Annotated in this window: 20 protein-coding genes and 1 pseudogene; 17 read left to right on the top strand and 4 right to left on the bottom strand. The window is 74.6% G+C overall.

Annotation, left to right across the window (positions count from 1 at the left end; all coding sequences use genetic code 11):
• The first annotated feature begins 356 nt into the window (after positions 1–356).
• Genes ACIQPQ_RS25745 through ACIQPQ_RS25735 form a run of 3 tightly spaced genes read left to right on the top strand, consistent with a single transcriptional unit; the run spans position 357 to position 2097 of the window.
• Positions 357–941: an RNA polymerase sigma factor gene (locus ACIQPQ_RS25745; RefSeq protein ID WP_401307775.1), complete on the top strand. Its 585-nt coding sequence runs from the start codon at positions 357–359 to the stop codon at positions 939–941.
• Positions 938–1687 carry an Asp23/Gls24 family envelope stress response protein gene (locus ACIQPQ_RS25740; RefSeq protein WP_401307772.1) on the top strand — a complete coding sequence of 250 codons (750 nt, stop codon included), beginning with the start codon at positions 938–940 and terminating at the stop codon, positions 1685–1687. Before ACIQPQ_RS25745 ends, ACIQPQ_RS25740 begins: the two co-directional genes overlap by 4 nt.
• Complete coding sequence (locus ACIQPQ_RS25735) at positions 1684–2097, top strand: hypothetical protein (RefSeq protein ID WP_401307769.1); 414 nt, start codon at positions 1684–1686, stop codon at positions 2095–2097. The genes ACIQPQ_RS25740 and ACIQPQ_RS25735 overlap by 4 nt, the downstream gene beginning before the upstream one ends.
• Positions 2098–2136: 39 nt before the next feature.
• Here the strand turns inward: ACIQPQ_RS25735 and ACIQPQ_RS25730 are convergent, their stop codons facing one another.
• A complete protein-coding gene (locus tag ACIQPQ_RS25730; RefSeq protein ID WP_401307766.1) occupies positions 2137–2901 on the bottom strand; it encodes a helix-turn-helix domain-containing protein in 765 nt (254 codons plus the stop codon).
• 245 nt (positions 2902–3146) lie between these two features.
• On the opposite strand from ACIQPQ_RS25730, the gene ACIQPQ_RS25725 reads away from it, so the two are divergent.
• The 5 genes and pseudogenes from ACIQPQ_RS25725 (at position 3147) to ACIQPQ_RS25705 (ending at position 9049) form a co-directional block, all read left to right on the top strand.
• Complete coding sequence (locus ACIQPQ_RS25725; protein WP_401307763.1) at positions 3147–4565, top strand: NAD(P)/FAD-dependent oxidoreductase; 1419 nt, start codon at positions 3147–3149, stop codon at positions 4563–4565.
• A gap of 5 nt (positions 4566–4570) precedes the next feature.
• Positions 4571–5305: pseudogene (locus ACIQPQ_RS25720) on the top strand (DUF1365 domain-containing protein); the annotation flags it as partial.
• 251 nt (positions 5306–5556) lie between these two features.
• Positions 5557–6909 (top strand): class I SAM-dependent methyltransferase, encoded by a 1353-nt coding sequence (locus tag ACIQPQ_RS25715; RefSeq protein WP_401307761.1) that lies wholly within the window; start codon positions 5557–5559, stop codon positions 6907–6909.
• Positions 6906–8231, top strand: a complete 1326-nt coding sequence (locus ACIQPQ_RS25710; protein WP_401307758.1) for a class I SAM-dependent methyltransferase — start codon at positions 6906–6908, stop codon at positions 8229–8231. Before ACIQPQ_RS25715 ends, ACIQPQ_RS25710 begins: the two co-directional genes overlap by 4 nt.
• The gene (locus ACIQPQ_RS25705) at positions 8228–9049 is read left to right on the top strand and encodes a DUF1295 domain-containing protein (RefSeq protein WP_401307755.1); all 822 of its coding nucleotides are present in this window, start codon (positions 8228–8230) and stop codon (positions 9047–9049) included. Before ACIQPQ_RS25710 ends, ACIQPQ_RS25705 begins: the two co-directional genes overlap by 4 nt.
• Positions 9050–9310: 261 nt before the next feature.
• On the opposite strand, the gene ACIQPQ_RS25700 is transcribed toward ACIQPQ_RS25705, so the two are convergent.
• Together ACIQPQ_RS25700 and ACIQPQ_RS25695 are read right to left on the bottom strand one after the other, a co-directional pair.
• Positions 9311–10063: an anti-sigma factor domain-containing protein gene (locus ACIQPQ_RS25700; RefSeq protein ID WP_401307752.1), complete on the bottom strand. Its 753-nt coding sequence runs from the start codon at positions 10061–10063 to the stop codon at positions 9311–9313.
• Positions 10060–10644, bottom strand: a complete 585-nt coding sequence (locus tag ACIQPQ_RS25695) for a sigma-70 family RNA polymerase sigma factor (RefSeq protein ID WP_401307749.1) — start codon at positions 10642–10644, stop codon at positions 10060–10062. Before ACIQPQ_RS25695 ends, ACIQPQ_RS25700 begins: the two co-directional genes overlap by 4 nt.
• 344 nt (positions 10645–10988) lie before the next feature.
• On the opposite strand from ACIQPQ_RS25695, the gene ACIQPQ_RS25690 reads away from it, so the two are divergent.
• The 4 genes from ACIQPQ_RS25690 to ACIQPQ_RS25675 all read left to right on the top strand — a co-directional run bounded on the left by ACIQPQ_RS25690 (position 10989) and on the right by ACIQPQ_RS25675 (position 17421).
• Complete coding sequence (locus ACIQPQ_RS25690; protein ID WP_401307746.1) at positions 10989–11762, top strand: alpha/beta hydrolase; 774 nt, start codon at positions 10989–10991, stop codon at positions 11760–11762.
• A 331-nt stretch (positions 11763–12093) separates the two neighbouring features.
• A complete protein-coding gene (locus ACIQPQ_RS25685; RefSeq protein ID WP_401307743.1) occupies positions 12094–14115 on the top strand; it encodes an ATP-binding protein in 2022 nt (673 codons plus the stop codon).
• Between the two features lie 132 nt (positions 14116–14247).
• Positions 14248–15810, top strand: coding sequence for a tRNA (N6-isopentenyl adenosine(37)-C2)-methylthiotransferase MiaB (gene miaB, locus ACIQPQ_RS25680; RefSeq protein ID WP_401307740.1), 1563 nt, complete (start codon positions 14248–14250; stop codon positions 15808–15810).
• A gap of 894 nt (positions 15811–16704) precedes the next feature.
• The gene (locus ACIQPQ_RS25675; protein WP_401307737.1) at positions 16705–17421 is read left to right on the top strand and encodes a class III extradiol dioxygenase subunit B-like domain-containing protein; all 717 of its coding nucleotides are present in this window, start codon (positions 16705–16707) and stop codon (positions 17419–17421) included.
• Positions 17422–17484: 63 nt separating this feature from the next.
• Here ACIQPQ_RS25675 and ACIQPQ_RS25670 read toward each other — a convergent pair whose 3' ends face one another.
• A complete protein-coding gene (locus ACIQPQ_RS25670; RefSeq protein WP_401307734.1) occupies positions 17485–17754 on the bottom strand; it encodes an antitoxin in 270 nt (89 codons plus the stop codon).
• Positions 17755–18079: 325 nt separating this feature from the next.
• Here ACIQPQ_RS25670 and miaA point away from each other — a divergent pair, with 325 nt between their 5' ends.
• From miaA to ACIQPQ_RS25645, 5 genes are all read left to right on the top strand, one after another.
• Positions 18080–19018, top strand: a complete 939-nt coding sequence (miaA, locus tag ACIQPQ_RS25665) for a tRNA (adenosine(37)-N6)-dimethylallyltransferase MiaA (protein ID WP_383771704.1) — start codon at positions 18080–18082, stop codon at positions 19016–19018.
• A gap of 219 nt (positions 19019–19237) precedes the next feature.
• A complete protein-coding gene (locus ACIQPQ_RS25660) occupies positions 19238–19789 on the top strand; it encodes a hypothetical protein (RefSeq protein ID WP_401307936.1) in 552 nt (183 codons plus the stop codon).
• Positions 19790–19877: 88 nt separating this feature from the next.
• Entirely contained in the window at positions 19878–20747 is an 870-nt protein-coding gene (dapF, locus tag ACIQPQ_RS25655) for a diaminopimelate epimerase (RefSeq protein WP_401307731.1), read from the top strand.
• Between the two features lie 299 nt (positions 20748–21046).
• The gene (locus ACIQPQ_RS25650; protein ID WP_401307728.1) at positions 21047–23206 is read left to right on the top strand and encodes a RelA/SpoT family protein; all 2160 of its coding nucleotides are present in this window, start codon (positions 21047–21049) and stop codon (positions 23204–23206) included.
• A 183-nt stretch (positions 23207–23389) separates the two neighbouring features.
• Positions 23390–24952, top strand: coding sequence for a M1 family metallopeptidase (locus tag ACIQPQ_RS25645; protein ID WP_401307725.1), 1563 nt, complete (start codon positions 23390–23392; stop codon positions 24950–24952).
• Positions 24953–25039 lie beyond the last annotated feature (87 nt).

Raw genomic sequence — 25039 nt, 5'->3', positions numbered from 1 at the left:
GACGTGCCGCGCGTGCCCCGCGGGCCGCCCGCGCCGGTCACCGGCCGGACCGGGCCGGGCCGCGTCAGTGGTTCGTTCTTCTGGTGCGTCACGTGGGGAATCCGGTTCCGGAGGGCTCCGGGATTGGTCGCTCACCCGAACGAATGAAAAAAGATTCCGCACCAATCCGCTGCCCTTTCGGCAACGGATAAAGAAAAACGAAAATGCATGCGACGGCCGCGTGCGGGAACCAGGAGCCGGTCCGGAGGACGACCCGCGGCGGCCGGTGACCGCCGAGAGCAACCTCCGAAGTCCCGCGTAACGCGGCGGGGTCCGCGCGTGTCCAACCCTCAGGACGAGACGAGAGGAGCCGCCCAGTGGCGGGGGCCCCCAGACAGAGCGCACCACCGGACACCGGACGCGCGGCCGACGACGCCCTGCTCGCGGTGCGGGCCGCGGAGGGCGACGAGGACGCCTTCGCGGTGCTGCTCCAGCGGCACGCCCCGGCGATGCTCCGGCTGGCGACGCGCCTGCTCGGCTCCCGGACCGAGGCCGAGGACGCCGTCCAGGACGCCTTCATCAGCGCCTGGCGCAGACTCCCGGAGTTCCGGGGCCAGTCGTCGTTCGCCACCTGGACGTACCGGATCGTCACCAACCGCTGTCTGAACGTGCTGCGGGCCCGCAGACCCGTGACGACCCTGGACGAGGCCGGTGACGTACCGGCGCCCGAACACGCGGCCTCACCGGCCCGTATCACCGAGGCGAGGGAATCCGTCCGCGAGCTGCGCGACGCACTCGACCTGCTCTCGGCCGAACAGCGTGCCTGCTGGGTCCTGCGTGAACTGGACGGCCAGTCCTACGAGTTCATCGCGGACGCGGTCGGCATCAGCCAGGAGGCCGTCCGAGCCCGTGTCTTCCGCGCACGACGCTGCCTGACACAAGCACTGGGGGCCTGGCGATGACCGCACACCACCCGCCCGAGCGCATCGACCCGTACGCCGACACCGACCCGTACGCCGACACCGCCGCGTCGGCCGACGACGGCGTCGTCCCCGGCGCCCCTGACGCCCCCGGCGCCCCCGCCGATGCCGTCGGCGCCGACACCGACGAGCGGCTGCCCTGCGGGCGTCTCCTCTCCCGGGTGTGGGAGGACTGGGAGCACCGGGCCGACGCGCCGCACCTGCGGGACTGCCCGCACTGCCAGGAGGCGGTCCGGGGACTGGAGCAGCTGGAGTCAGCGGTCCGTGACCTGCGCGACGAGCCCGCCGACAGCGCGCACTTCGACACCTCCACGCTCACCCGGCGCGTCATGGACGTCGTCCGGCTGGAGCTGCGGCCCGGCCGCCCGCTGCCGCTCGGCGAACCGGACGAGGACCTGTGGATCATGGAGGCGGTCGCCGCCCGGACCCTGCGGGCCGCCGCCGAGTCCGTGCCCGGCGTACGGGCCGGGTCCTGCCGGCTGCGGCCGGGGGGCGTGGACCGGGCCGCCGACGTGACCCGCCCGACGGGCGGCCCGGTCGAGGTGCGCCTCGACCTCCACGCCCCGGTCGCCGCCGCCGCTTCCCTCCCGGAACTCGCCGACGAGGTCCGGGAACGAGTACGGGAGGCGGCGGACCGCGAACTCGGCATGAACGTCCTGTATGTGGACATTCGTGTCACCGACCTCGTCGACATCCCCGACGACGGGCAGGAAGGCCGGAGCCGATGAGCCAGCACACCGCGGACCCCGCGCACAGCACCCTCGCGCAGGACATCGCCCGAGCCGTGGAGCAGGTGCCCGGTGTGGCCTTCCTGCGGCCCGGCCTCGGCGGCAGGCTCCGCTCCGTCCTCACCCGGGCGGAGGCGGGCCCCCTGCTCGGCGCGGGCGCGGCGGCGGTCGAGGGACGGGGCGTGGGGGCGGGGCCGGGGACGGGGTCCTCGGCCGGGGTCCGGCTGGTCCGGCCGGGCGGCGGCGCCGGGCCGTGGCAGGTCGAGATCCACCTCGTCGCGCGCCGTCAGGCCCGCACCGTCGACGTGGCGCGCGCGGCCCGGCGCACGGTCCAGGACCACCTGGCGGCGGTGCTCCCGGCGGAGGCCGGGCGGGCGCGCGTCACCGTGACCGTCACCGGCCTCGTCTGACGCAGCCCGCCCGGCCCCACCGCGCGCGGATCGCGCGGTTCAGAGGTGCGGCGGCGGTGACGTGATCATGATGTGGACGAACACGGTCCACACCGCCGCCGCGACGGCCGCCGCGCGCAGCCTCCGGCGGCGCACCAGCGGGACGGGGTCGGGCCCGGCCCCGACGGGCACCCCGGTCACGGGCACGGCCCGCCCCGCCAGCACGGCGGTGGTCCGCGCGACGACCGGCGCCGGACGGGCGGGGACCACGGCCACCTCGTACGCACCTGTCGACCCCACACCCTCCGGGACCGCGTGCTTCGGCACCGCCGACTGCGTGACGACGTCCTTCGGCGCCGCCGTCTGCGTGACGACGTTCCTCGGCGCCGCCGCCCCCCTCACCGCGAGCGTGGCCTCGGCGCCCGCGATCTCGGGCTTCGGCGCCGGGACCATGCGCCGGGTCCGCGTCCGACTCCGGGTCCGCGTGGCGGTACGAGCGGGGGAGTCACCCGCGTGCCCGGACCGGCCCCCGTCTCCGCGCTCCCCGGCCGCCGGTCCCGGTACGGCCGGGGCCAGTCCCTGGGCCAGTCCGCTCAGGAACGCCGCGTAGGCCGCCCGCCGCAGTCCGGTCGGTGTGCTGCGGCCCGTCTCCCAGGACCGTACGGTCGCCGCGGTCACCCCGAACGCGTCGGCCACCTGCTGCGGGGTCAGCTGCCAGGCGTGCCGCAGGCGGGCCCGCTCCTCGGGGGTGGGCAGCGGCACCTTGCCGTCGCGGCGGCGGGGGTGGGAGGGCATGGGCGGCGGCGAGACCAGCTTGATCGTCATGACCGTATGACAAGCCGTCTCTCCGACTTGTGATCGCATTCATGGAAATACACCCGTACGGACCAGTCGACCCCTTTGCATGGGTGCGCCCGTCTCGACTGTCCGGGCTCGGGCCGTCCGGTCACCGGATCGTAGGAAGATCGCCCCTCCCGCCAATCCGCTTCCGCCGCGGCTCCGGATTACGCGCGAGATCGACGCCGTCGCGCGCGCGATCCACGTACGCGGCCGACCGGGAGGAAGCAGCGATGTCACACGCACCAGGGAGTGCGGCACGGGAGCCGGAGGCCGCCGCGTCCGGCGCCCCGGACGGACGGCCGCGCACCGCCGTCATCGGCAGCGGAGTGGCCGGGCTGACCGCCGCGTACGTCCTCGCCCGCGCCCGGCACGTCACCCTCTACGAGGCCGACGACCGGCTCGGCGGACACGCCCACACCCACGACCTCACCACCTCCGACGGCGCACGGCACCGCGTCGACTCCGGCTTCATCGTGCACAACCGCCGCACCTACCCGCACCTGCTGCGCCTCTTCGACGAACTCGGGGTCGCCACCCAGGAGTCGGAGATGAGCATGTCGGTCCGGTGCGAGGGCTGCGGCCTGGAGTACGCGGGCGCGCGCGGCCCCGTCGGGCTCCTCGCCCGGCCCCGCAACGTCCTCAGCCCCGCCTATCTGCGCCTCCTCACCGAGGTCCCCGCCTTCCACCGCGCCGCCCGCCGCGAACTGGCCCGGCACCCGGCCCGCCCTGAACCGTCGGCGGACCCCAAGGACCCCAAGAACGCCGCGGACCCCGCGGACCCCCGCCCGGTCCCGGACGCCGGCCCCGACACGGCCCCCGCCGTGCTCACCCTCGGCGAGTTCCTCGACCGCGAGGGCTTCTCCGCCTACTTCCGCTCCCACTTCATGACCCCGGTCGTCTCCGCCGTCTGGTCCTGCGACGCCGTCACCGCCCTGCGCTACCCGGCCGTCTACCTCTTCCGCTTCCTCGACCACCACGGCCTGCTCTCGGTCAGCGGCTCCCCGACCTGGCGCACCGTCACGGGCGGCTCCCGCACCTACGTCGACGAGGTCGCCGCCCGCCTCGACGAGGTGCGCCTGTCGACGCCGGTCCGCTCCCTGCGGCGCCTCCCCGACAGCGCCCTCGTCACCGCGGCGGACGGCACGACAGCGGCGTACGACTCGGTCGTGATCGCCACCCACCCCGGACAGGCCCTCGCGCTGCTCGCCGACGCCACCCCGGCGGAGAAGGAGGTCCTCGGCGCGTTCCGCTACTCCCGCAACCCCACCCTCCTGCACACCGACACCGCGCTGCTGCCGCGCGCCCGGGGCGCCCGCGCCTCCTGGAACTACCTCATGCCGTCCTGCGAGGCCGCCGCCGACCGGGTCAGGGTCAGCTACGACATGAACCGGCTCCAACGCCTCCACGCCCCCGAGACGTTCGTGGTGACCCTCGGCGGCGAGGACCGCGTCGACCCCGACCGGGTCCTGGCCCGCATGGAGTACGAACACCCCGTCTACACCCCGGAGTCCGTCGCCGCCCAGGCCAGGCTGCCCGAACTCGCCACCGGCGTCACCGCCTTCGCGGGCGCCTACCACGGCTGGGGCTTCCACGAGGACGGCTGCCGCTCCGGCGTCGAGGCCGCCGCCGCGCTCGGCGTGCGGTGGTGACCACCGTGCCCGGCGACGACACCACGACCGCGCCCGCCCCGGCGGGCGCCCCGGCCCTCTACCCCTGCGAGATCGTCCACGTCCGCACCGCCCCCCTGCGGCACGCCCTGCGCCACCGCACCTACCTGTGGCTCATCGACCCCGACCGCCCGCCCGTCCTGCCGCGCGCCCTGCGCCCGCTGGCCCGGTTCGAGGCGCGCGACCACTTCGGCGGCGCGCAGCCGACGATCCGGGCGGGCCTGGACGCCTTCCTCGCCGGGCACGGCGTCGACCTCGGCGGCGGGCCGGTGCGGATGCTCACCCACGCCCGCGTCCTCGGGCACGTCTTCAACCCGCTGACCGTCTACTGGTGCCACGACCCCGACGGCACCCCCCGCTGCGTCGTCGCCGAGGTCCACAACACCTACGGCGGCCACCACAGCTACCTGCTGCTCCCCGACGACCGGGGCCGGGCGGACACCGACAAGGAGTTCTACGTCTCCCCGTTCTTCCCCGTCGACGGCCGCTACCGGATGCGCGTGCCCGCCCCCGCCGACCGCCTCGACCTCACCGTGCACCTGGAACGCGAGGGCGGCCGGCCCTTCACCGCGACCGTGCGCGGCACCCGCCGGGCCGCCCGGCCCGCGGCCCTGCTGCGGCTCGCGCTGCGCCGCCCCTGGTCCACCCTCGCCGTGTCCGCCGCGATCCGCTGGCACGGCATCCGCCTCTACCTGCGCGGACTGCCCGTCCAGCCCCGCCCGGCCGCGCACGGGGACCCAGCGCACGGCGACTCAGCGCCCGACGGCCCAGCGCACGGCGACCGCGCGCACCCGGCCGACGGCCGGTCCGCACCTGAGCGCCGCGCCACCGACGGCCGGCCCGCCACACGGACCGAAGAAGCCGGCCCCGCCGCCGACACCCGCCCCGCCGCCGACGCCGCACGTGCCTCCGCCGACCCCAACCCCGCCACCCACCGACGCCCCGACGACCGACGTACTCCGGAGAACACCCCATGAAGACGGCCGAGTCCTCATCCGCCGCCGCGCCGCGGCCCACCGCCGGAGGGCGGACCGTCCCCGCCCCCGCGACCGCGCCCGACACCCGTGTCCCCACGACCGCGACCCCGCCCGTGCCCGCGCCCGTCGACCCGGCCCGCTGGCCCGACGTGGCCGCCCCGCCGAAGGCGTCCCGGGCGCGTACCGCCGTCGCCGCCGCCGTGGTCCGCCGCGCCCTGCGCGACCTGCCGCTGCACGTCCGCTTCGCCGACGGCGGCACCCTCGGCAAGGGCGGCCCGGCCCTCGACGTCCGCGACCCCCGGGCCTTCCACGGACGGATCGGCGCCCAGGGCCTGGTCGGCTTCGGCGAGTCCTACATGGCGGGCGAGTGGGACGCCCCCGACCTGACCGCCGTCCTGACCGTACTCGCCGGACACCTGGCCGAGCTGATCCCGCCGTCGCTCCAGCGGCTGCGCCGCGTGTGGGCCCTCAGCCGCCCCGCCGCCCAGCGCAACACCCCCTCCGGCGCCCGCGACAACATCAGCCGCCACTACGACCTCTCCAACGACCTCTTCGCCCTCTTCCTCGACGACACCCTCAGCTACTCCTCGGCCCTCTTCCGCGGCTTCCCCGCCGACCACGACCTGCTCCCCGCCGCCCAGCACCGCAAGATCGACCGCCTGCTCGACCTCGCCGAGGTCCGCGACGGCAGCCGCGTGCTGGAGATCGGCACCGGCTGGGGCGAACTCGCGCTCCGCGCCGCCGCCCGCGGCGCCCACGTCACCTCCCTCACCCTCTCGCGGGAGCAGCAGGCCCTCGCCCGCGAGCGGATCGCCGCCGCCGGGTTCGCCGACCGCGTCTCGGTCGAGCTGTGCGACTACCGCGAGGCGGAGGGCACGTACGACGCCGTCGTCAGCGTCGAGATGATCGAGGCCGTCGGCGCCGAGTTCTGGCCGGTCTACTTCCGCACCCTCGACGAGCGGCTCGCCCCCGGCGGCCGGGCCGCCGTGCAGGCCATCACCATGCCCCACGACCGGATGGTGGCCAGCAAGGACACCTTCACCTGGATCGGCAAGTACATCTTCCCCGGCGGCCTGCTGCCCTCCGTCGAGGCCGTCGCCGCCACCGTCCGCGACCACACCCGCCTCACGGTCACCCGCCGCGACGCCTACGGCGCCCACTACGCCGAGACGCTGCGCCTGTGGCGCGAACGCTTCACCGAACGGGCCGACGAGGTCGACGCGCTCGGCTTCGACGAGACGTTCCGCCGCATGTGGACGTTCTACCTCGCCTACTCCGAGGCCGGCTTCCGCTCCGGGTACCTGGACGTCCAGCAGTACCTGTTCACCAAGGAGAACCCCGCCCGATGACCCCCGTCAGCCCGCCCCGCACCCCCGCCGCCGCGCCCGGCGCCGCCCACCGTCTCGCCGCGCTCGCCGCCGACGCCCTCGGCGGGCCGCTCCCCTTCCGGCTGCGCACCTGGGACGGCACCGAGTCCGGCCCCGCCGACGCCCCCGTGGTCGTCGTCCGCTCCCGCCGCGCCCTGCGCCGCCTGCTGTGGGAACCCGGCGAACTCGGCCTCGCCCAGGCCTACGTCACCGGCGAACTCGACGTCGAGGGCGACCTCGGCACCGCGCTGCGCACCATGTGGTCCGCCGCCCGCGACCGCGGCCTCGGCGCGCCCCGCCTCTCCCTCACCGACCGGGCCCGCGCCCTGCGCGAGGCCGCCCGCCTCGGCGTCGTCGGCCCGCCCCCGGCCCCGCCCGCCTCCCAGGCACGGCTGCGCGGACGCCTGCACAGCCGTACCCGCGACCGGGCCGCCATCAGCCACCACTACGACCTGTCCAACGACTTCTACCGGCTCCTCCTCGACGAGACGATGGCCTACTCGTGCGGCTACTGGCTGCGCGACGACGCCGACTTCACACCGGCCGACGCCCAGCGCGCCAAACTGGAGCTGATCTGCCGCAAGCTCGGCCTCGCCCCAGGCGCCCGGCTCCTCGACATCGGCTGCGGCTGGGGCTCGCTCACCCTCTACGCCGCCGCCGAGCACGGCGCCCACGTCACCGCCGTCACCCTCGCCCGCGAACAGGCCGCCCACGTCCGCGAACAGGTCCGCGCCCGCGGCCTGGAGGACCGGGTCGAGGTGCTCTGCCAGGACTACCGCGACATCGCGGGCGGCGGCTACGACGCCGTCTCCACCGTCGAGATGGGCGAGCACGTCGGCGACGCCGAGTACCCGGCGTTCACCGCCGCCCTGCACCGCCTGGTCCGGCCCCTCGGCCGGGTCTTCGTCCAGCAGATGTCCCGCGGCGCGGTCGCGCCCGGCGGCGGCGCCTTCATCGAGGCGTACATCGCCCCCGACATGCACATGCGGCCCGTCGGCGACACCGTCGCCCTGCTGGAGGGCGCCGGACTGGAGGTGCGCTCGGTGGAGTCGCTGCGCGAGCACTACGTCCGCACGATCGACGCCTGGCACCGCACCCTGGAGGAGCGCTGGGACGACTTCGTGAAGCTCGTCGGTGAGGAGACGGCCCGCGTCTGGCGGCTCTACCTGGTCGGCGGCGCGCTGGCCTTCGAGGAGCGCCGCATGGGCGTCGACCAGATCCTCGCCGTACGGCCCGGCACCGACGGCGGCGCGGGCCTCCCGCCCACCCCGGCGGCCTGGTACGACGGGCTGGACCGGCCGTGAACGGCTTCGCGTGGGGCGCGTTCGCCGCCAACCTCGGCTGGTCCGCGCTCGCCGCGTTCGCGGTCATGGGCGTCACCTTCGCCGTCGCCGTCCGCAAGGGCCTGCACCGGATCGTGGACGTCGCCTGGGGCCTCGCGTTCACCGCCGTCGCCCTGGCCACCCTCGTGGCCTCGGCGGGGGAGGGCGACGACACCCGGCGATACCTGGTGACCGCCCTGACCGCCGTGTGGGGCGTACGGCTCGCCGTCCACATCGGGCGGCGCGGACGAGGCCACGGCGAGGACCCCCGCTACGAGAAGATGCTCGCCAAGGCGCCCGGCAACCCGAACCTGTACGCCCTGCGGATGGTCTACCTGCTCCAGGGCGCGCTGGTGTGGCTGGTGTCGCTGCCCGTCCAGGCCGCCGCCTACGTCTCCGGCCCGCTCGGCTGGGTCGCGGTCGCCGGGATCGTCGTATGGGCGGTCGGCCTGTTCTTCGAGGCGGTCGGGGACGCCCAGCTCGCCCGCTTCAAGGCCGACCCCGCCCACCGGGGACGCGTCATGGACCGCGGCCTGTGGAGCTGGACCCGCCACCCCAACTACTTCGGCGACTTCTGCGTCTGGTGGGGGCTGTACCTCTTCACCTGCGACGCCCTCCCGGCCGCCGCCGTCAGCCTCGTCTCCCCGGTCGTCATGAGCCTGCTGCTCACCCGCGGCAGCGGCCAGCGCCTCCTGGAACGCCACATGGCCGACCGCCCCGGCTACGCCGAGTACGTCCAGCGCACCAGCGGCTTCTTCCCGCTGCCGCCGGGGTGGGGGAGGAAGCGGGAACGCGGCTAGCGGGGGAGCGGCTGAGCGGCTGAGGGGCTGAGGGGGCGAGCCGTCCGGCTGTCCGGCCGGGCCGGGGGAGCGGGCCGCTGTTGGAGGGCCGCCGTTGGAGGAGTGCCGTGCGGGGGATCGCCGCTGGCGAGCCGCGCGTGAAGGGGGCTTCCCGTCCGAGTCGGGCGGGACGCCCCCTTCTTCTCCGGCCTTCTCCGGCCTTCTCCGGCTTTCTTCGGTACTGGCTGGTGTCGGCCGGTGGTCCTTCCGGTCGCCGTCGGGTCAGGCCGGGAGTCCCACCAGGGCCACAGGCGCCGAGGTGGGCGCGTCCGAGCCGCCCTCCGGTTCGACGGTGATCCCCACGCCCGAGGCCTTGTCGACCGCGCCGTCCATCAGGACGGCCTGGTCGCTGCGGGCGGGGTCCATCAGCCCGGCCGACCGCATGGTGCCGCCGTCGTCGAACCACAGCTGGTAGACCTTCCCGCGCGGCGGGCGCTCCATCCCGGCGGCGAGGAACACCGCCCGGTCCTGATCCGCGGAGACCACCACGGTGCCGGTGGCACCGCCGGACAGCTTGGCGGCGCTCGTCCTCGCGTCGGGCGCCGCGAGGACGGCGGCGATCCGCTCGGTGCCCTGCTCGGCCCGGCGGGCCTCGGCCAGCGCGTCCTGCGCACGGTCGTGCTGCCACACGGCGGTGCCGCCCAGCGCGGCCGCCGCCGCGAGACAGGCGGCCAGCGCCCACCGCGACAGCAGTCGCGCCCGCACGGCGGCTCTCCCGGACCGGACCGGACCGGGAGCCGCGGGCGACTCCTGGCGGACGGTGGTGATCCGGCGCAGCACCTGGTCACGCATGACCGGCCGGGGCCCGACCGAGACGGCCAGTCCCAGCCGGGCCGCGGTCGCCGTCAGCTCGGCGGTCTCCTGCGCGCACGGCTCGCAGCCCCCGAGATGCCGCTCGAACGCCTCGCGCTCCTCGCCGGACAGCGCGTGCAGGGCGTACGCCCCGGTCAACTGGTGCAGATCGGCCGTGATCATGCGGTCACCCCCAGGCAGTCGCGCATCCGGATCAGTCCGTCGCGCAGGCGGGTCTTCACGGTGCCCAGCGGAAGGGCCAGCGCCTCCGCCACCTGGCGGTAGGTCATTCCGCGGTAGTACGCGAGCGTCACGGCCTGCCGCTGGATCTCGGTCAGCGTGCGCAGACAGCGCCGCACCTGCTCCCGCTCCAGCCGGGCCTCCACCTGCTCGGTCACCTCGTCGTACTCGGGAGTGCGGTCCAGCAGGGCGGCCTTGTGGTCGCGGACCGCCGCCGCCTCCACCGACCGCACCCGGTCGACGGCCCGGCGGTGGGCGAGGGTGAGAATCCAGTTGATCGCCGAACCGCGGTCGGCGCGGTAGCGGGGCGCGGTGCGCCACACCTCGACGAGGACCTCCTGCGCCACCTCCTCCGACTGCGCCTGGTCGCGCAGCACGGCCCGGACGACCCCGAGCACCGGTCCGACCACGACGTCGTACACCGAGGCGAACGCCTGTTCGTCCCCGAGGGCGACATGGCCCAGCAGTTCCTCCAGGTCGGGTCCCGCCGAGGGATTTCGGCCGATGTGTACGGCTTCTTTCACAGGGTCCTCCGTGGTCGGTACATCTCCGGTCGTAATCCGGTCCCCATGGGGCCACGGATTGGTCGCGGGCCCGACGAGTTCCCTGGTGACGGGGCGCCTGGGGGAGGAGTGGAGTATAGGGACGGCGGGGGACGGGCGCGGCGGCGAAGAGGGGCGGAGGTGGCGATGAAGTGGGGAGTGCAGGTGGCGATGAAGAATTGGCGATGAAGAAGGGGGGCTGAGGTGGCGGTGAAGAGGGCGGCGCGGGGACCAAGCCGCCGGGGCGGTGGCCACGGATCACGCATGAGGGCCGTCGACCGCGCCGTCGACGCGTCCGGCTGCCGGGCGAAGGGAATCAGGACGGAATGAGCTTGTACGACGATCTGAACCATCGTGACCGTCAGGACCCCCGGCACGGCTACGAGCCCTACGCCGACGGAGCCACCCGGCCGCCGGACGGCGCCCCCCTGCGGGAGGGTGCCGCACTGCCGGACGGTGGCGCGCCCGCCCTGGTGATCCGCCGGGCCCCCCGCGCGCCGCGCGCCCCCCGGGCCGCGGTGCTGTTCCTCCACGGCGGCCGGGCCGACAGCCGGATGCGCGCCCGGCCCTGGCAGCTCGCCGCCCTCCGGATGCAGCCGTTCGTCCGATCGGTCGCCGCCGCCCTCCCCGACGACGACGTGCTCCTCGCGGAGGTCCGCTACCGCTTCCGCGGCTGGAACGGTGCCGCCGCCGACCCCCTGCGCGACACCCGCCACGCGCTGCGCGCGCTCCGCCACCGCGCCGGGGACGTCCCGGTGATCCTGGTGGGGCACTCCATGGGCGGCCGGGCCGCCCTCGGCGCCGCCGACGCGCCGGAGGTCACCGGCGTCGTCGCGCTGGCGCCCTGGTGCCCGGACGGCGAACCCGCAGGCCACCTGGGCGACACCGACGTGGTGGTCCTGCACGGCGACCGTGACCGCATCACCGACCCGGACGCATCGGCCGCCTTCGTCGACCGCGCCCGGAGCGCGGGCGCCCACGCCGTCCACGTACGCGTCGAGGGCGGCGACCACGCCATGCTCCGCCGCGCCCCCCACTGGCACCGCACGGCCACCACCACCGTCCTCGACCTGCTCTCCGCGGAGGGGCGGGCGGGATGACCGGGGACCTGGATGAGCCAGGTGGGCCGGGTGGGCTGGGTGAGGCGCGTGGTCCCGGTGGGCTGGGTGAGGCGCGTGGTCCCGGTGGGCTGGGTGAGCCGGGTGAGGCGCGTGGTCCCGGTGGGCTGGGTGAGCCGGGTGGTCCGGGTGGGACAGTGGTCCGGTTGGGCGGGGTGAGCCGGCCGCCGGACCCGTACGGCGGCCCTCCCGGTCGGTCGGCCGGCCGACGCCCACCCCTGGGTGGCGCGAACCGAACGCGTCGCGACGGCCTTCACGCAAACGGGTGAGTGAATGTGCTGACGTGGCGCGTCCGGCGGGTGAAACTGGGAGAGTGCTGAGCAATCTCCCTGACATCACCGACGACTTCGTGGGCCGCGAGAACGAACTGGCCTTCCTCGCAGACGTGTTGAAGCGGCATCGGCTGGTCACCCTCACCGGGGCCGGTGGTGTGGGAAAGAGCCGACTGGCCCTGCACGCGGCGGCGGCCGTGCTCAAGGACGAGGGCCGGAACGTCATCTGGGCCGACCTCTGGCCGCTGCGCGACGACCGGCGTCTCACCGCCACCGTCGCCGACGCCGCGGGCTTCGCCGACCACACGGCCCTCATGCCGCTGGACGCGCTCTGCGGCTGGCTGGCGGACAAGGACGCCGTCCTCGTCCTCGACTCCTGCGAGCACCTGCGCGCCGCCTGCCGCCACCTGGCCGCGCACCTGATCATGACGTGCCCCTCCCTGACCGTGCTCGCCACCAGCCGGGAGGCCCTGGAGGTGCCCGGCGAGTGCCTCTACGCCGTCGAGCCCCTGCCTGTCGCCACCGACGCCCTGGACCTCCTGACCCGCCGCGCCGCCACCGCGGGCACGACCCTGACAGCCCCCGCCGACCGGATCGCGGCAGAACGCCTGTGCGCCTGGCTGGAAGGCATCCCGCTCGCCCTCGAACTGGTGGCAGGACAACTCGGCACCCGCACCATCACCGAGATCGAGCGCACCTTACGTTCGCGGCTCCAGGTCGAGGCAGGTCCCCGCGTGCCCGGCCCGCCGCGCCACCGCGCCATCCGCACCACCGTCGGCTGGAGCCACGAACTGTGCGGCCCGGCCGAACGCCTCCTCTGGGCCCGCCTCTCCGTCTTCCGCGGCACCGTCGACGCCGACACCGTCCGCGCGATCTGCGGCGCCGCCCCCCTGCGCGGCCGGGACGTCGACACCGCCCTCGCCGGACTGGTCGCCAAATCCGTCCTCACCCACGGCTCCGACGGCTACCGGATGCTCGACACCGTCCGCGAGTACGGCGCCATGTGGCTCGCCGAGATCGGTGAGGCCGCCGACCTGGCCGACCGGCACGCAGCGCACTTCCTCGACCTCGCCCGCGAGGCGGACGGCGCCTGGTTCGGCCCCCACCAGGCCGCCTGGTACCGCAGGATCGACGATGCCCACCCCGACCTGTGCGCCGCCCTCGACCACTTCCTCGCCACCCGCCCCGAGGCGGCCGTCGAGATGAGCGGCCTGATCGGCTTCTTCTGGAACTGCTGCGGACACCTCCGCGAGGCCACCGAGTACACCGAGGCCGCCCTCACCCTGTGCGGGGAACGCGGACCCACCCGCACGCGGGCCGAGTGGTCCCTCGGAATGGCCCGCGTACTGCGCGGTGAGCACGAGGCCGCGAGCGCGCTGGCCGCCTCCTGCCAGCAGGAGGCGCTGAGCCAGGCGGACACGGAAGGCATCCTGCGCGCCACCTACCTCAAGGGTGTGATCCACCTCCTGTACGGCCGCCCGATGACCGCCCGCTGGCTGGTCGACGGCGAACTCCGCCTGGCGGGCGACGAAGCCCGGCTCACCGCGGGCCGGGTCATGTGCCGCCTGGTCCGCGTCTTCGCCCTCACCGCCGAGGGCCGCCTCGACCGGGCCCGCCACGAGGCCGAGGAACTCCACGCCGACTGCGCGGCCCGCGGCGAGTGGTGGACCCGCTCCTACGCCGCCTACCAGCTGGCGCTGATCGCCCTCTTCGAGGACCGCACCCGCGACGCCGCCGAACACGCGGTGCGCAGTCTGCGCGGCAAGCACCGCCTCGGCGACAGCTACGGCATCGCCCTCGGCCTCGACCTGCTCGCCTCCGTCCTCGCCGCCCAGGGCGTGGGCGAGCGCGCCGTCACCGCGTACGGCGCGGGCGAGACCTACTGGGGCGCCGTCGGCCACCCCCTGCGCGGCACCCCCGAACTGGCCCACGTCCGCGAACAGTTCCAGCGGTCCGCCCGCGGCCTCCTCGGCGACGACCGCTACGACGAGGTCCTGCACCGCTCCACCCGCGAACACCCCGAGTCCCTCCTCCGCGACCTGATCGCCCGCGTGGGCTCCTGACCGTCCGCATCGGCTCCTGACCCGTCCTCGTGGGTCCTGACCGTCCTCGTGCGGGCCGGGCGCGGGCACCCCGTCGTGGCCCCTTCCGGAAGCCCCCGGCGGGGCGCTCCCGCGACCGCCTACCCTTGACCCATGACCAGCAGCAGCGACCGGAGCCCGGCAGTGGACGTTCACCCGTCGGGGACAGACGCCTCGTCGACGCCCGACATTTCGTCGAAGACCTACGAGGTCCGCACCTACGGGTGCCAGATGAACGTCCACGACTCCGAGCGATTGTCCGGCCTGCTGGAGGGCGCCGGATACGTCCGCGCCCCCGAGGGCTCCGACGGCGACGCCGACGTCGTCGTCTTCAACACCTGCGCGGTCCGCGAGAACGCCGACAACCGCCTCTACGGCAACCTCGGCCGCCTCGCCCCGATGAAGACGAAACGCCCCGGCATGCAGATCGCGGTCGGCGGCTGCCTCGCCCAGAAGGACCGCGACACCATCGTGAAGCGGGCGCCCTGGGTGGACGTCGTCTTCGGCACCCACAACATCGGCAAGCTCCCGGTCCTCCTCGAACGCGCCCGCGTGCAGGAGGAGGCCCAGGTCGAGATCGCCGAATCGCTGGAGGCGTTCCCCTCCACGCTGCCCACCCGCCGCGAGAGCGCCTACGCGGCCTGGGTGTCGATCTCCGTCGGCTGCAACAACACCTGCACCTTCTGCATCGTCCCCGCCCTGCGCGGCAAGGAGAAGGACCGCCGCACCGGCGACATCCTCGCCGAGATCGAGGCCCTGGTCGGCGAGGGCGTCTCCGAGATCACCCTGCTCGGCCAGAACGTCAACGCCTACGGCTCCGACATCGGCGACCGCGAGGCCTTCGGCAAGCTGCTGCGGGCCTGCGGCACCATCGAGGGCCTGGAACGGGTCCGCTTCACCTCCCCGCACCCGCGCGACTTCACCGACGACGTCATCGCCGCCATGGCCGAGACGCCGAACGTGATGCCGCAGCTCCACATGCCGCTCCAGTCCGGCTCGGACACCGTCCTGAAGGCGATGCGCCGCTCCTACCGGCAGGAGCGCTACCTCGGCATCATCGAGAAGGTCCGCGCCGCCATCCCGCACGCCGCGATCACCACCGACATCATCGTGGGCTTCCCCGGCGAGACCGAGGAGGACTTCGAGCAGACCCTGCACGTCGTCCGCGAGGCCCGCTTCGCCCAGGCCTTCACCTTCCAGTACTCCAAGCGGCCCGGCACCCCCGCCGCCACCATGGACGGCCAGATCCCCAAGGAGACCGTCCAGGCCCGGTACGAGCGTCTCGTCGCGCTCCAGGAGGACATCTCCTGGTCGGAGAACAAGGCACAGGTCGGCCGCACCCTGGACCTGATGGTCGCCGAGGGCGAGGGCCGCAAGGACGGCACCACACAGCGCCTCTCCGGCCGCGCCCCCGACAACCGCCTCGTCCACTTCACCAAGCCGGACGAGGAGGTCCGCCCCGGCGACGTGGTCACCGTCGAGGTCACCTACGCCGCCCCGCACCACCTCCTCGCCGAGGGCCCCGTCCGCGCCGTCCGCCGCACCCGCGCGGGCGACGCCTGGCAGAAGCGCACCGCCCAGCCCCCCAAGCCCACCGGAGTCCTCCTCGGCCTCCCCCAGATCGGCGCCCCCGCCCCCCTCCCCCCGTCCGAAACCCCGTCCTGCGCCATCAACTGACCCGCGACGAGCGGGAGGGGCGGGACGGCCTGGATGGGCGGGACTGGCGCGAGGGGCGGACGGGCGGGTCGGACGCAACGGGCGGGATGGTCGGCACGGGCGCAGCGGACGCCAACCAACGGGCCGGACGGGACGGGCGCGGCAGACGGGACGGGCGGTTCGGAGGAGACGGGCGGGTCGGAGGGGACGGGCGGGTCGGACGGAACGGGCGCGACGGATCTGACGGCCGAGGCTGACCGCCCCACGCCCCCGCACGACACCCGCCCGCGCCGCCCCGGCAACCACCTCCGGCCGCCCTGTCGTCGTCCGGCGCCCTGGGGACGGCACACCCCCGGCCGCCCTGTCGACCTCAACCGTCCCCGGGCTGCCGCCCCCGGGCCACGAATCCCAGCCAACGGTTACCAGTGCACGCTCAGCGGCCTGCCCGGCCTGCCCGGCCTGCCCGGCCTGCCCGGCCTGCCCGGCCTGCCCGGCCTGCCCGGCCTGCCCGGCCTGCCCGGCCTGCGGCCTGCCCGGCCTGCGCGCAAGCGCCGCTCCTTGATCACGATCACCCGAACCGGGCACAGCGGCTCGCCCCGGCCCGCTCTCAGAGCCCGTCTCGTCCGACAGCCACCCCGAGCAACTCGCCCCCCGCATCGGAGCCCGCCGCGGCCCGCTCCCAAGCGTCGGTCCCCGCCGACGGCCACCCCGACCCGCGTCGGGCCCCGCCTCGGCCCGTTCCCTGGGGCCGGTCCCGACCGACGGCCACCCCGACTCCGCACCCGGACCCGTATCAGGGCTCGTCCCGGCCCGCTCCGAAGCGCCGGTCCCCGCCGACGGACCCCCCGACCCGCGTGACCTCTCGCCCCGCCCCGCCCCCGACACCACCACCCACCGGGGACTACCCTGCCGATCATGCTTGTCGCCGCCGCTGTGTGCCCCTGCCCGCCGCTGCTGGTCCCCGAGGTCGCCGCGGGGGCCGCGGCCGAGCTGGACGCGGCCCGTGCCGCCTGCTCGGACGCCCTGTCGGTCCTTGCCGCCGCTCGGCCGGACCGGCTGATGGTCATCGGGCCCGCCGACGAGTCCGGCCGGGGCGCGCACCCCGAGGGCACCCCGGGCTCCTTCCGGGGCTACGGCGTCGACCGCGACGTACGGCTCGGCCGTGGCGGTGGCGAACCGGGTGCGGGGCGCGAACTGCCGTCCTCGCTCGCCGTGGGGGCCTGGCTGCTGGAGCGGGTGGGCTGGTCCGCCGCGCCCGTGGATGGGCTGGGGGTAGGCGAACCCCTCGCGCCGGAGCGCTGCGCCGAGGTCGGCCGCGAGATCGGCGCGCTCCCCGGCCGGACGGCACTGCTCGTATTGGGCGACGGCAGTGCCTGCCGCACCGTCAAGGCACCCGGATACCTCGACGAACGGGCCGCCCCCTTCGACGCCGAGGCCACCCGAGCGCTCGGCACAGCCGACGTCGCCGCCCTCCAGCGCCTGGACCCCGCCCTGGCCCGTGAGCTGAAGGCCGCCGGACGAGCACCGTGGCAGGTCCTCGCAGGAGCCGCCGAGGACGTAGGCCTCACCGGCTCCCTGCTGTACGAGGACGCGCCCTACGGCGTCGGCTACACCGTCGCCACCTGGTCCTAGGACAGCCCCAGCCGGTCCGGGGTACGTCGGCGAGGCAGCCGCCCGGCCCCGCCCGCCGGTTTGTCAGGAAGCCGGCGGGGGAGTCTTCGGCGGCGTGAAGGTGTCCCCTCCCGCGCCCGGCTCGTCCTTGTGTGCCAGCTTGTCCACGGCGCCCTTGGCCTTGCCGGTGCCCGACTGGATCTTGTCGCTGTACTTGCCCTTGGTCCGCTCGTCGACGGCATGGGCGGCCTTGTCGATGCCTTGCTGGATCTTGCCCCCGTGCTGCTGGGCGAGGTCGGAGACCTTGTCCTTGGCGGGCGAGAGCTTGGCCTTCAGGTTGTTCAAGAGACCCATGGGTCACCTTCCGTGGCAGCTGAATCGTGCGTATGTCGTCCGTGGTGTGCGCGGTCCGTCAAGCGTCGTCCCCGGGCGCCGACCCGGCTGCCCGTCCCGGACAACCGTGCAAAACGCCCATAATCTGTTCATACCGTACTCGTGCGCCGGTGATCCCGCCCCGCCCGGCGCATCCGTCCCGCCCGCGGCACCTCACCGGCCGCCGAGCCGTCCGGACGCGGAGCGAAAACCCGCCGTCACCCCGCACAACGGGCGGCCCCCACCGAAAGATCCCCGATCCCGTCACTCGTACGAGGGACACCCCGGTGTTTGGGACACTGGTGCCGTGAGCAGCGCACCCTCCGCCCCCCGCGTCATCGCCGTCGTCGGACCGACCGCGGCCGGAAAGTCCGATCTCGGCGTCTTCCTGGCCCAGCGCCTCGGCGGCGAGGTCGTCAACGCCGACTCCATGCAGCTCTACCGGGGCATGGACATCGGCACCGCCAAGCTCACCCCCGAAGAACGCGGCGGCGTCCCCCACCACCTCCTCGACGTCTGGGACGTCACCGTCACCGCCTCCGTCGCCGAGTACCAGCGGCTGGCCCGCGCCCACATCGACGCCCTGCTCGCCGAGGGACGCTGGCCCGTCCTCGTCGGCGGCTCCGGGCTCTACGTCCGCGGCGCCGTGGACAACCTGGAGTTCCCCGGCACCGACCCGGAGATCCGTGCCCGCCTGGAGGAGGAGCTGGCCCTGCGCGGCCCCGGCGCCCTGCACGCCCGGCTGGCCGCCGCCGACCCGGAGGCGGCGCAGGCGATCCTGCCCGGCAACGGACGCCGTATCGTCCGCGCCCTCGAAGTGATCGAGATCACCGGCAAGCCGTTCACGGCCAACCTCCCCGGCCACGACTCCGTGTACGACACCGTCCAGATCGGCGTCGACGTCGCCCGCCCCGAACTGGACGAGCGCATCGCCCGCCGCGTCGACCGGATGTGGGACGCGGGACTCGTGGACGAAGTGCGCGCGCTGGAGGCGCAAGGCCTGCGCGAGGGGCGCACGGCCTCGCGTGCGCTCGGCTACCAGCAGCTCCTCGCCGCCCTGGCGGGGGAGTGCACCGACGACGAGGCGCGCGCGGAGACCGTCCGTGCCACCAAGCGCTTCGCGCGCCGTCAGGACTCGTGGTTCAGGCGCGATCCACGGGTGCACTGGTTGAGTGGGGCCGCCGCCGATCTCCGGGAACTTCCGGAACGCGCGCTGGCCTTGGTCGAACGACCGGTCACAGCCTGATCACGTCATGGCATCGGGACGCTCAGGCCGCCATCCGGGCCTTCGGCACCATGCCATCATCGAGCTTCGATCGACCAAGTGGAGTCCGAGTTGGGAGGGCGCGTGGCGATGGAGGCCGGCCCTCGCGACACCGCACAAGGCACCGAGCACCTCACCACCGGGCGGGGTGAAGCGGAGCCGCACGACGGCCGTCCCGCGGGCGACGGACCGGACGACACGATGAGCGCTCCGGGCGCCGTGGACGTGATGGACGACGTGCGCCACGACCCCGCCGACGAGGCCGACCCCGTACCCGCCGACGGGATCGGCGCCCCGGACGACGGCATCGACGTCGAGGACGCGGACGACGCCGTGGAAGCCGACGACGCCGACGACTCCCTGGGCGGTGTGACCGCCGACGGCCCCGAGCCCGAGGAGATGTTCGCGAGCGGCCCCGAGGTCGAGGTCGAACTGCGCCCCCAGCGCCGCCTGCGGATCTGGCAGCTCGCCCCGATCGTCGCGCTCGCCGCGACCGGCTCCCTGATGTTCGCGTTCCCGCTCGCCTTCGACTTCGGTGACAGCGGGGCCGTGATCGCCATGCTCGGCCTGCTCATCTGCTCCTGCGCGGCCGGCTGGGGCATGATGGCCGCCCGCCGCGTCGGCACCACCTGGCCCGGCCTCCCCGCGCGCGGCTCGGGCCGCCGCCCCGACTGGCGGGTCGTCCTCGCCTACGTCGTCCTCGTCGCCGCCGTGGTCAGCCTGGCCGTCTGGCGCGTCGCCCGCCTCCGCTGAGCCCCGTACGGGGCCGCCGACCGCGCGCGTGGCGGCGCCCGTCCACAGGGCGGCGGGCGGTGTCACGGTCACCCCGTACGATCGAGGAATGAGCACGCGGACCGCCTTCCTCAAGGGCCACGGCACCGAGAACGACTTCGTGATCGTCCCGGACCCGGACAACACCGTCGACCTGCCCCCGGCCGTCGTCGCCGCCCTGTGCGACCGCCGCGCGGGCATCGGCGGCGACGGGCTCCTCCACGTCGTCCGGTCCGCCGCGCACCCCGAGGCGCGCGCGATGGCCCCCGAGGCCGAATGGTTCATGGACTACCGCAACGGCGACGGTTCGATCGCCGAGATGTGCGGCAACGGCGTCCGCGTCTTCGCCCGCTACCTCCAGCACGCGGGCCTGGTCGCGGAGGGCGACCTCGCCGTCGCCACCCGCGGCGGCGTCAAGCGGGTCCACCTCGCCAAGGACGGGGACGTCACGGTCGGCATGGGCCGCGCGCGGCTGCCCGAGGGTGACGTCACCGTGCGCGTGGGGGAGCGCGAGTGGCCCGCCCGCAACGTCAACATGGGGAACCCGCACGCGGTCGCCTTCGTCGACGACCTCGCCCACGCGGGCACCCTGGCCAGCGCCCCCGCCCACGCCCCGGCGGCGGCCTACCCCGACGGGGTCAACGTCGAGTTCGTCGTCGACCGCGGCCCCCGGCACGTCGCCCTGCGCGTGCACGAACGCGGCTCCGGCGAGACCCGCTCCTGCGGCACCGGCGCCTGCGCCGTCGCCGTGGCCGCCGCCCGCCGCGACGGCACCGATCCGGCCGTCGTCGGCACCCCGGTGACGTACACCGTCGACGTCCCCGGCGGACGCCTCGTCATCACCGAACACCCCGACGGCGAGATCGAGATGACCGGCCCCGCGGTCATCGTCGCCGAAGGCGAGATCGACCCGGCATGGCTGGAAAACGCCCAGGGGTGAACGATTCTTCGGCTTGGCTTCGCAGGCCCGACGGCCTGTCGGCAAGCCGGTCCGTCACCCGTCCGGGGGTCAAGGGTTCGAAATCACAACCGACCCCGGACCAGGCGGCTCGAAATCGTAAACCTCGTACGCATCGCTCGAATGGGTGATCCGTTTCACGCTGGACGAGAGGCGGTCGGTCGGGCGTGATGGGCTCGGTAGCATCAAGCACCGGCCCGGACGGGGGATCGTTGCCAGCCCCCTGCGCCGTGTCCGCCCTGGGGCACCCCGTCCGCCGGTCGACGCAGCCGGAGGTGCCCATGAGTGCGGAGGCCACGAACCCCGCGACCGCAGGCCCGGTACTGCCTGCCGCAGTGCCTGCCGCGCCCCGCAGGCGCGGCCGCCCCCGGATCGACCTGCGCCGCCTGGGCCGGGCCGCGCTGCTCGGCCCCACCGCGCGCGGCCGCGTCCCGGACGCCATCGGCCACGTCGTCGAGGTGCACCGCGCCCACCATCCCGACGCCGACCTCGAACCCCTGCACCGCGCCTACGTCCTCGCCGAGTCCTCCCACCGCGGCCAGATGCGCAAGAGCGGCGAGCCGTACATCACGCATCCGCTCGCCGTCACCCTCATCCTGGCCGAACTCGGCGCCGAGACCACCACGTTGACCGCCTCACTGCTCCACGACACCGTCGAGGACACCGACGTGACGCTGGATCAGGTGGGCGCCGAGTTCGGCGCCGAGGTCCGCTATCTCGTCGACGGCGTCACCAAGTTGGAGAAGGTCGACTACGGCGCCGCCGCCGAACCCGAGACCTTCCGCAAGATGCTCGTCTCCACCGGCAACGACGTCCGCGTCATGTCGATCAAACTCGCCGACCGGCTGCACAACATGCGCACCCTCGGCGTGATGCGCCCCGAGAAGCAGGCCCGCATCGCCAAGGTGACCCGCGACGTCCTCATCCCGCTCGCCGAACGCCTCGGCGTCCAGGCGCTGAAGACCGAACTGGAGGACCTGGTCTTCGCGATCCTGCACCCCGAGGAGTACGACCACACGCGCGAGCTGATCGTAGGCAACGCCTCCCGCGCCGACGACCCGCTCGCCGAGTTCGCCGACGCCATGCGCGCGGTGCTGCGCGACGCCGACATCCAGGCCGAAGTCCACATCCGGCCACGGCACTTCGTCTCCCTGCACCGCGTCGCCCGCAAACGCGGCCGCCTGCGCGGCTCCGACTTCGGCCGCCTCCTCGTCCTCGTCAACGACGACGCCGACTGTTACGCGGTCCTCGGCGAACTCCACACCTGTATGACGCCCGTCGTCTCGGAGTTCAAGGACTTCATCGCCGTACCGAAGTTCAACCTCTACCAGTCGCTCCACACGGCCGTCGCGCGCGACGACGGCCAGGTCGCCGAAGTCCTCATCCGCACCCACCAGATGCACAAGGTCGCCGAGGCCGGGGTCATCGCCCTCGGCAACCCCTACGCGCAGCCCGCCGAGGAGCAGACCGCCGCCGACGGGGAGCGCGTCGACCCCACCCGGCCCGGCTGGCTCTCCCGCCTCCTCGACTGGCAGGAGGCCGCGCCCGACCCCGACACGTTCTGGTCCACCCTCCGCGAGGACCTCGCCCAGGACCGCGAGATCACCGTCTACCGCCCCGACGGCGGCACCCTCGGCCTGCCCGACGGCGCCACGTGTGTCGACGCCGCGTACGCGCAGTACGGCGACGACGCCCACGCCTGCATCGGCGCCCGCGTCAACGGCCGCCTGGCGACCCTCAGCACCGTCCTGCGGGACGGCGACACCGTCCAGCTCCTCATGGGCCAGGACCCCGCCTCCGAGCCCTCCAGGGAGTGGCTGGACCACGCCCACACCCCCGCCGCCCGCATCGCCATCCAGCGCTGGCTCACCGCCCACCCGGCCGCCCCGGCGGACGCCGCGCCGCAGGAGGCGGCGACCGCGTCCCAGGCGGCCGCCCCCACCCCGGCCGCCGCTCCCGACGCGGACGCCCCCGCCTCCCGCCCCCGGGCCGCCCTCACCGTCGTGGACCGCCCCGGGGCCGCCGTACGCCTCGCCGGATGCTGCACGCCCGTACCGTCCGACGACGTCACCGGGTTCGCCGTACGCGGCGGCATGGTGACCGTGCACCGCGTGGAGTGCGCCGCCGTCGTCCGCATGGCCGACGCCGGACGGCCCGAGGTCGACGTGCGCTGGGGCGACATCGCCGAGTGCCGCGTCACCCTCTTCGCCGAGTCCTTCGGCCGCCCGCACCTCCTCGCCGACCTCACCGAGGCGATGGCCGCCGAGGGCGCCGAGATCGTCTCCGCCACCGTCGAACCCCCCGCACAGCAGCGCGTGCGTCACACGTACACCGTGCAACTGCCCGACGCGGCCCAGCTCCCCGCCCTGATCCGTGCCATGCGCAACGTCCCCGGCGTCTACGACGTGGGCCGCAGCCGCGACCAGGGGCCTGGCTTCTGAGACCGCACGCCACGCGCGCGAGGCTGCACGCACACGGGAAGCGCCTCACGCGCGCGTACCCGGCTCGCACCCGCGCACGGTGACGGCGCCCGGGGCGCGTTCCGCGCGCTGTGGGCAACCCGTTCGGGTGGGCCGGTCGCGCGTCGGCGCCGCGCGCGCGGGCCACGCTGGTAGCCGTGGTCCATGTCGCTCTCCGCCCGCCCCCGCCGCCTTCCCGGCCGCTCCCGCCGTCTCTCCGCCGCCCTCCTCGCCTCGGCCGTCTCCGTCTGCCTCCTCGCCGCGAGCGCCCCGCCCGCCCCGCTCGGCGTCGGCGACCGCCTCTTCCCCCACCTCGGCAACCCCGGCTACGACGTCGCCTCGTACGACCTGTCCTTCACCTACTCCGGCAGCAACGACAAGCCCCTCCAGGCGGTCACCACCATCGACGGCTGGACCACCGAGGCGCTCGACAGCCTCAACCTCGACTTCACACACGGCGAGGTGCGGTCCGTCGAGGTCGACGGCGAACCCGCCGCCTTCACCACCGCGGGCGAGGACCTGGTGATCACCCCGCGGAAGCCGCTGCCGCGCGGCGACTGGATGCGCGTCACCGTCCGCCACACCAGCGACCCGGTGAGCGACGAGGACCGCGACGGCGGCTGGCTGCGCACCGCCGACGGCCTCGCCATGGCCAACCAGGCCGATGCCGCCCACCTGGTGTTCCCGAGCAACGACCACCCCTCCGACAAGGCCATGTTCACCATCCGCGTCACCGCGCCCGAGGGCTACACGGCCGTCGCCAACGGCCTCGCCACCGATGTGAAGCGCACGACGCGCGCGACGACCTGGACGTACCGCACCCAGCACCCGATGGCCACCGAACTCGCCCAGATCTCCATCGGCCGCTCCACCGTCACGCGCCGCGAGGGCCCGCACGGACTGCCCGTCCGCGACGTCGTCCCCACCAAGGACCGCGAGACCCTCGAACCCTGGCTGAAGAAGACCCCCGACCAGATCGGCTGGATGGAGAGCAAGGTCGGCCCCTACCCCTTCGAGACCTACGGCGTCCTGATCGCCGACGCCGCCACCGGCTTCGAACTGGAGACACAGACCCTCTCCCTCTTCGAGAAGGGCCTCTTCACCGAGCCCGCCTACCCGCAGTGGTACGTCGAGTCGATCATGGTGCACGAGCTGGCCCACCAGTGGTTCGGCGACAGCGTCACCCCACGCACCTGGTCCGACCTCTGGCTCAACGAGGGCCACGCCACCTGGTACGAGGCCCTCTACGCCGAGGAGAAGGCCGACCGCACCCTGGAGGCCCGTATGAAGGCCGCCTACGGCGCCTCCGACCGCTGGCGCACCGCCGGGGGCCCGCCCGGCGCCCCCAAGCCGCCCGCGCCCGGCCAGAAGATCGGCATCTTCCGCTCCAACGTGTACGACGGCGCCGCGCTCGTCCTCTTCGCCCTCCGCGAGACGATCGGCGTCCAGGCCTTCGACCGGCTCGAACGCGCCTGGGTCCGCGACCACCGCGACGCCAACGCCTCCACCGCCGACTTCCGCCACCTCGCCGAGGAGGTCTCCGGACGCGACCTCGGGACCTTCTTCCAGGAGTGGCTGTACGCCGAGAAGACCCCGACGATGCCCGGCCACCCGGAGTGGAAGGCGGCGACGGCAACCGCCCGCACCCCGGCGGTGAAGGCCGCCGAGGACACCCCCGCACACGGCCCCGACCAGGCCCGGGAGCCGGGACACGGGGCCGGGCGATAAGCCGGTGACGAGACGGGCCGTACCGTGCGACCATCGTCGGGTCGTCGTGACACGGCCCGCGGGAATCCCACGGTGGGCTCGCGCGTT

Origin of the sequence: Streptomyces sp. NPDC091281 (genome assembly GCF_044757425.1) — a bacterium.
Lineage (GTDB): Bacteria > Actinomycetota > Actinomycetes > Streptomycetales > Streptomycetaceae > Streptomyces.
Note: the sequence above shows the minus strand (reverse complement) of the source record. Positions and strands in the feature narration are given on the sequence as shown.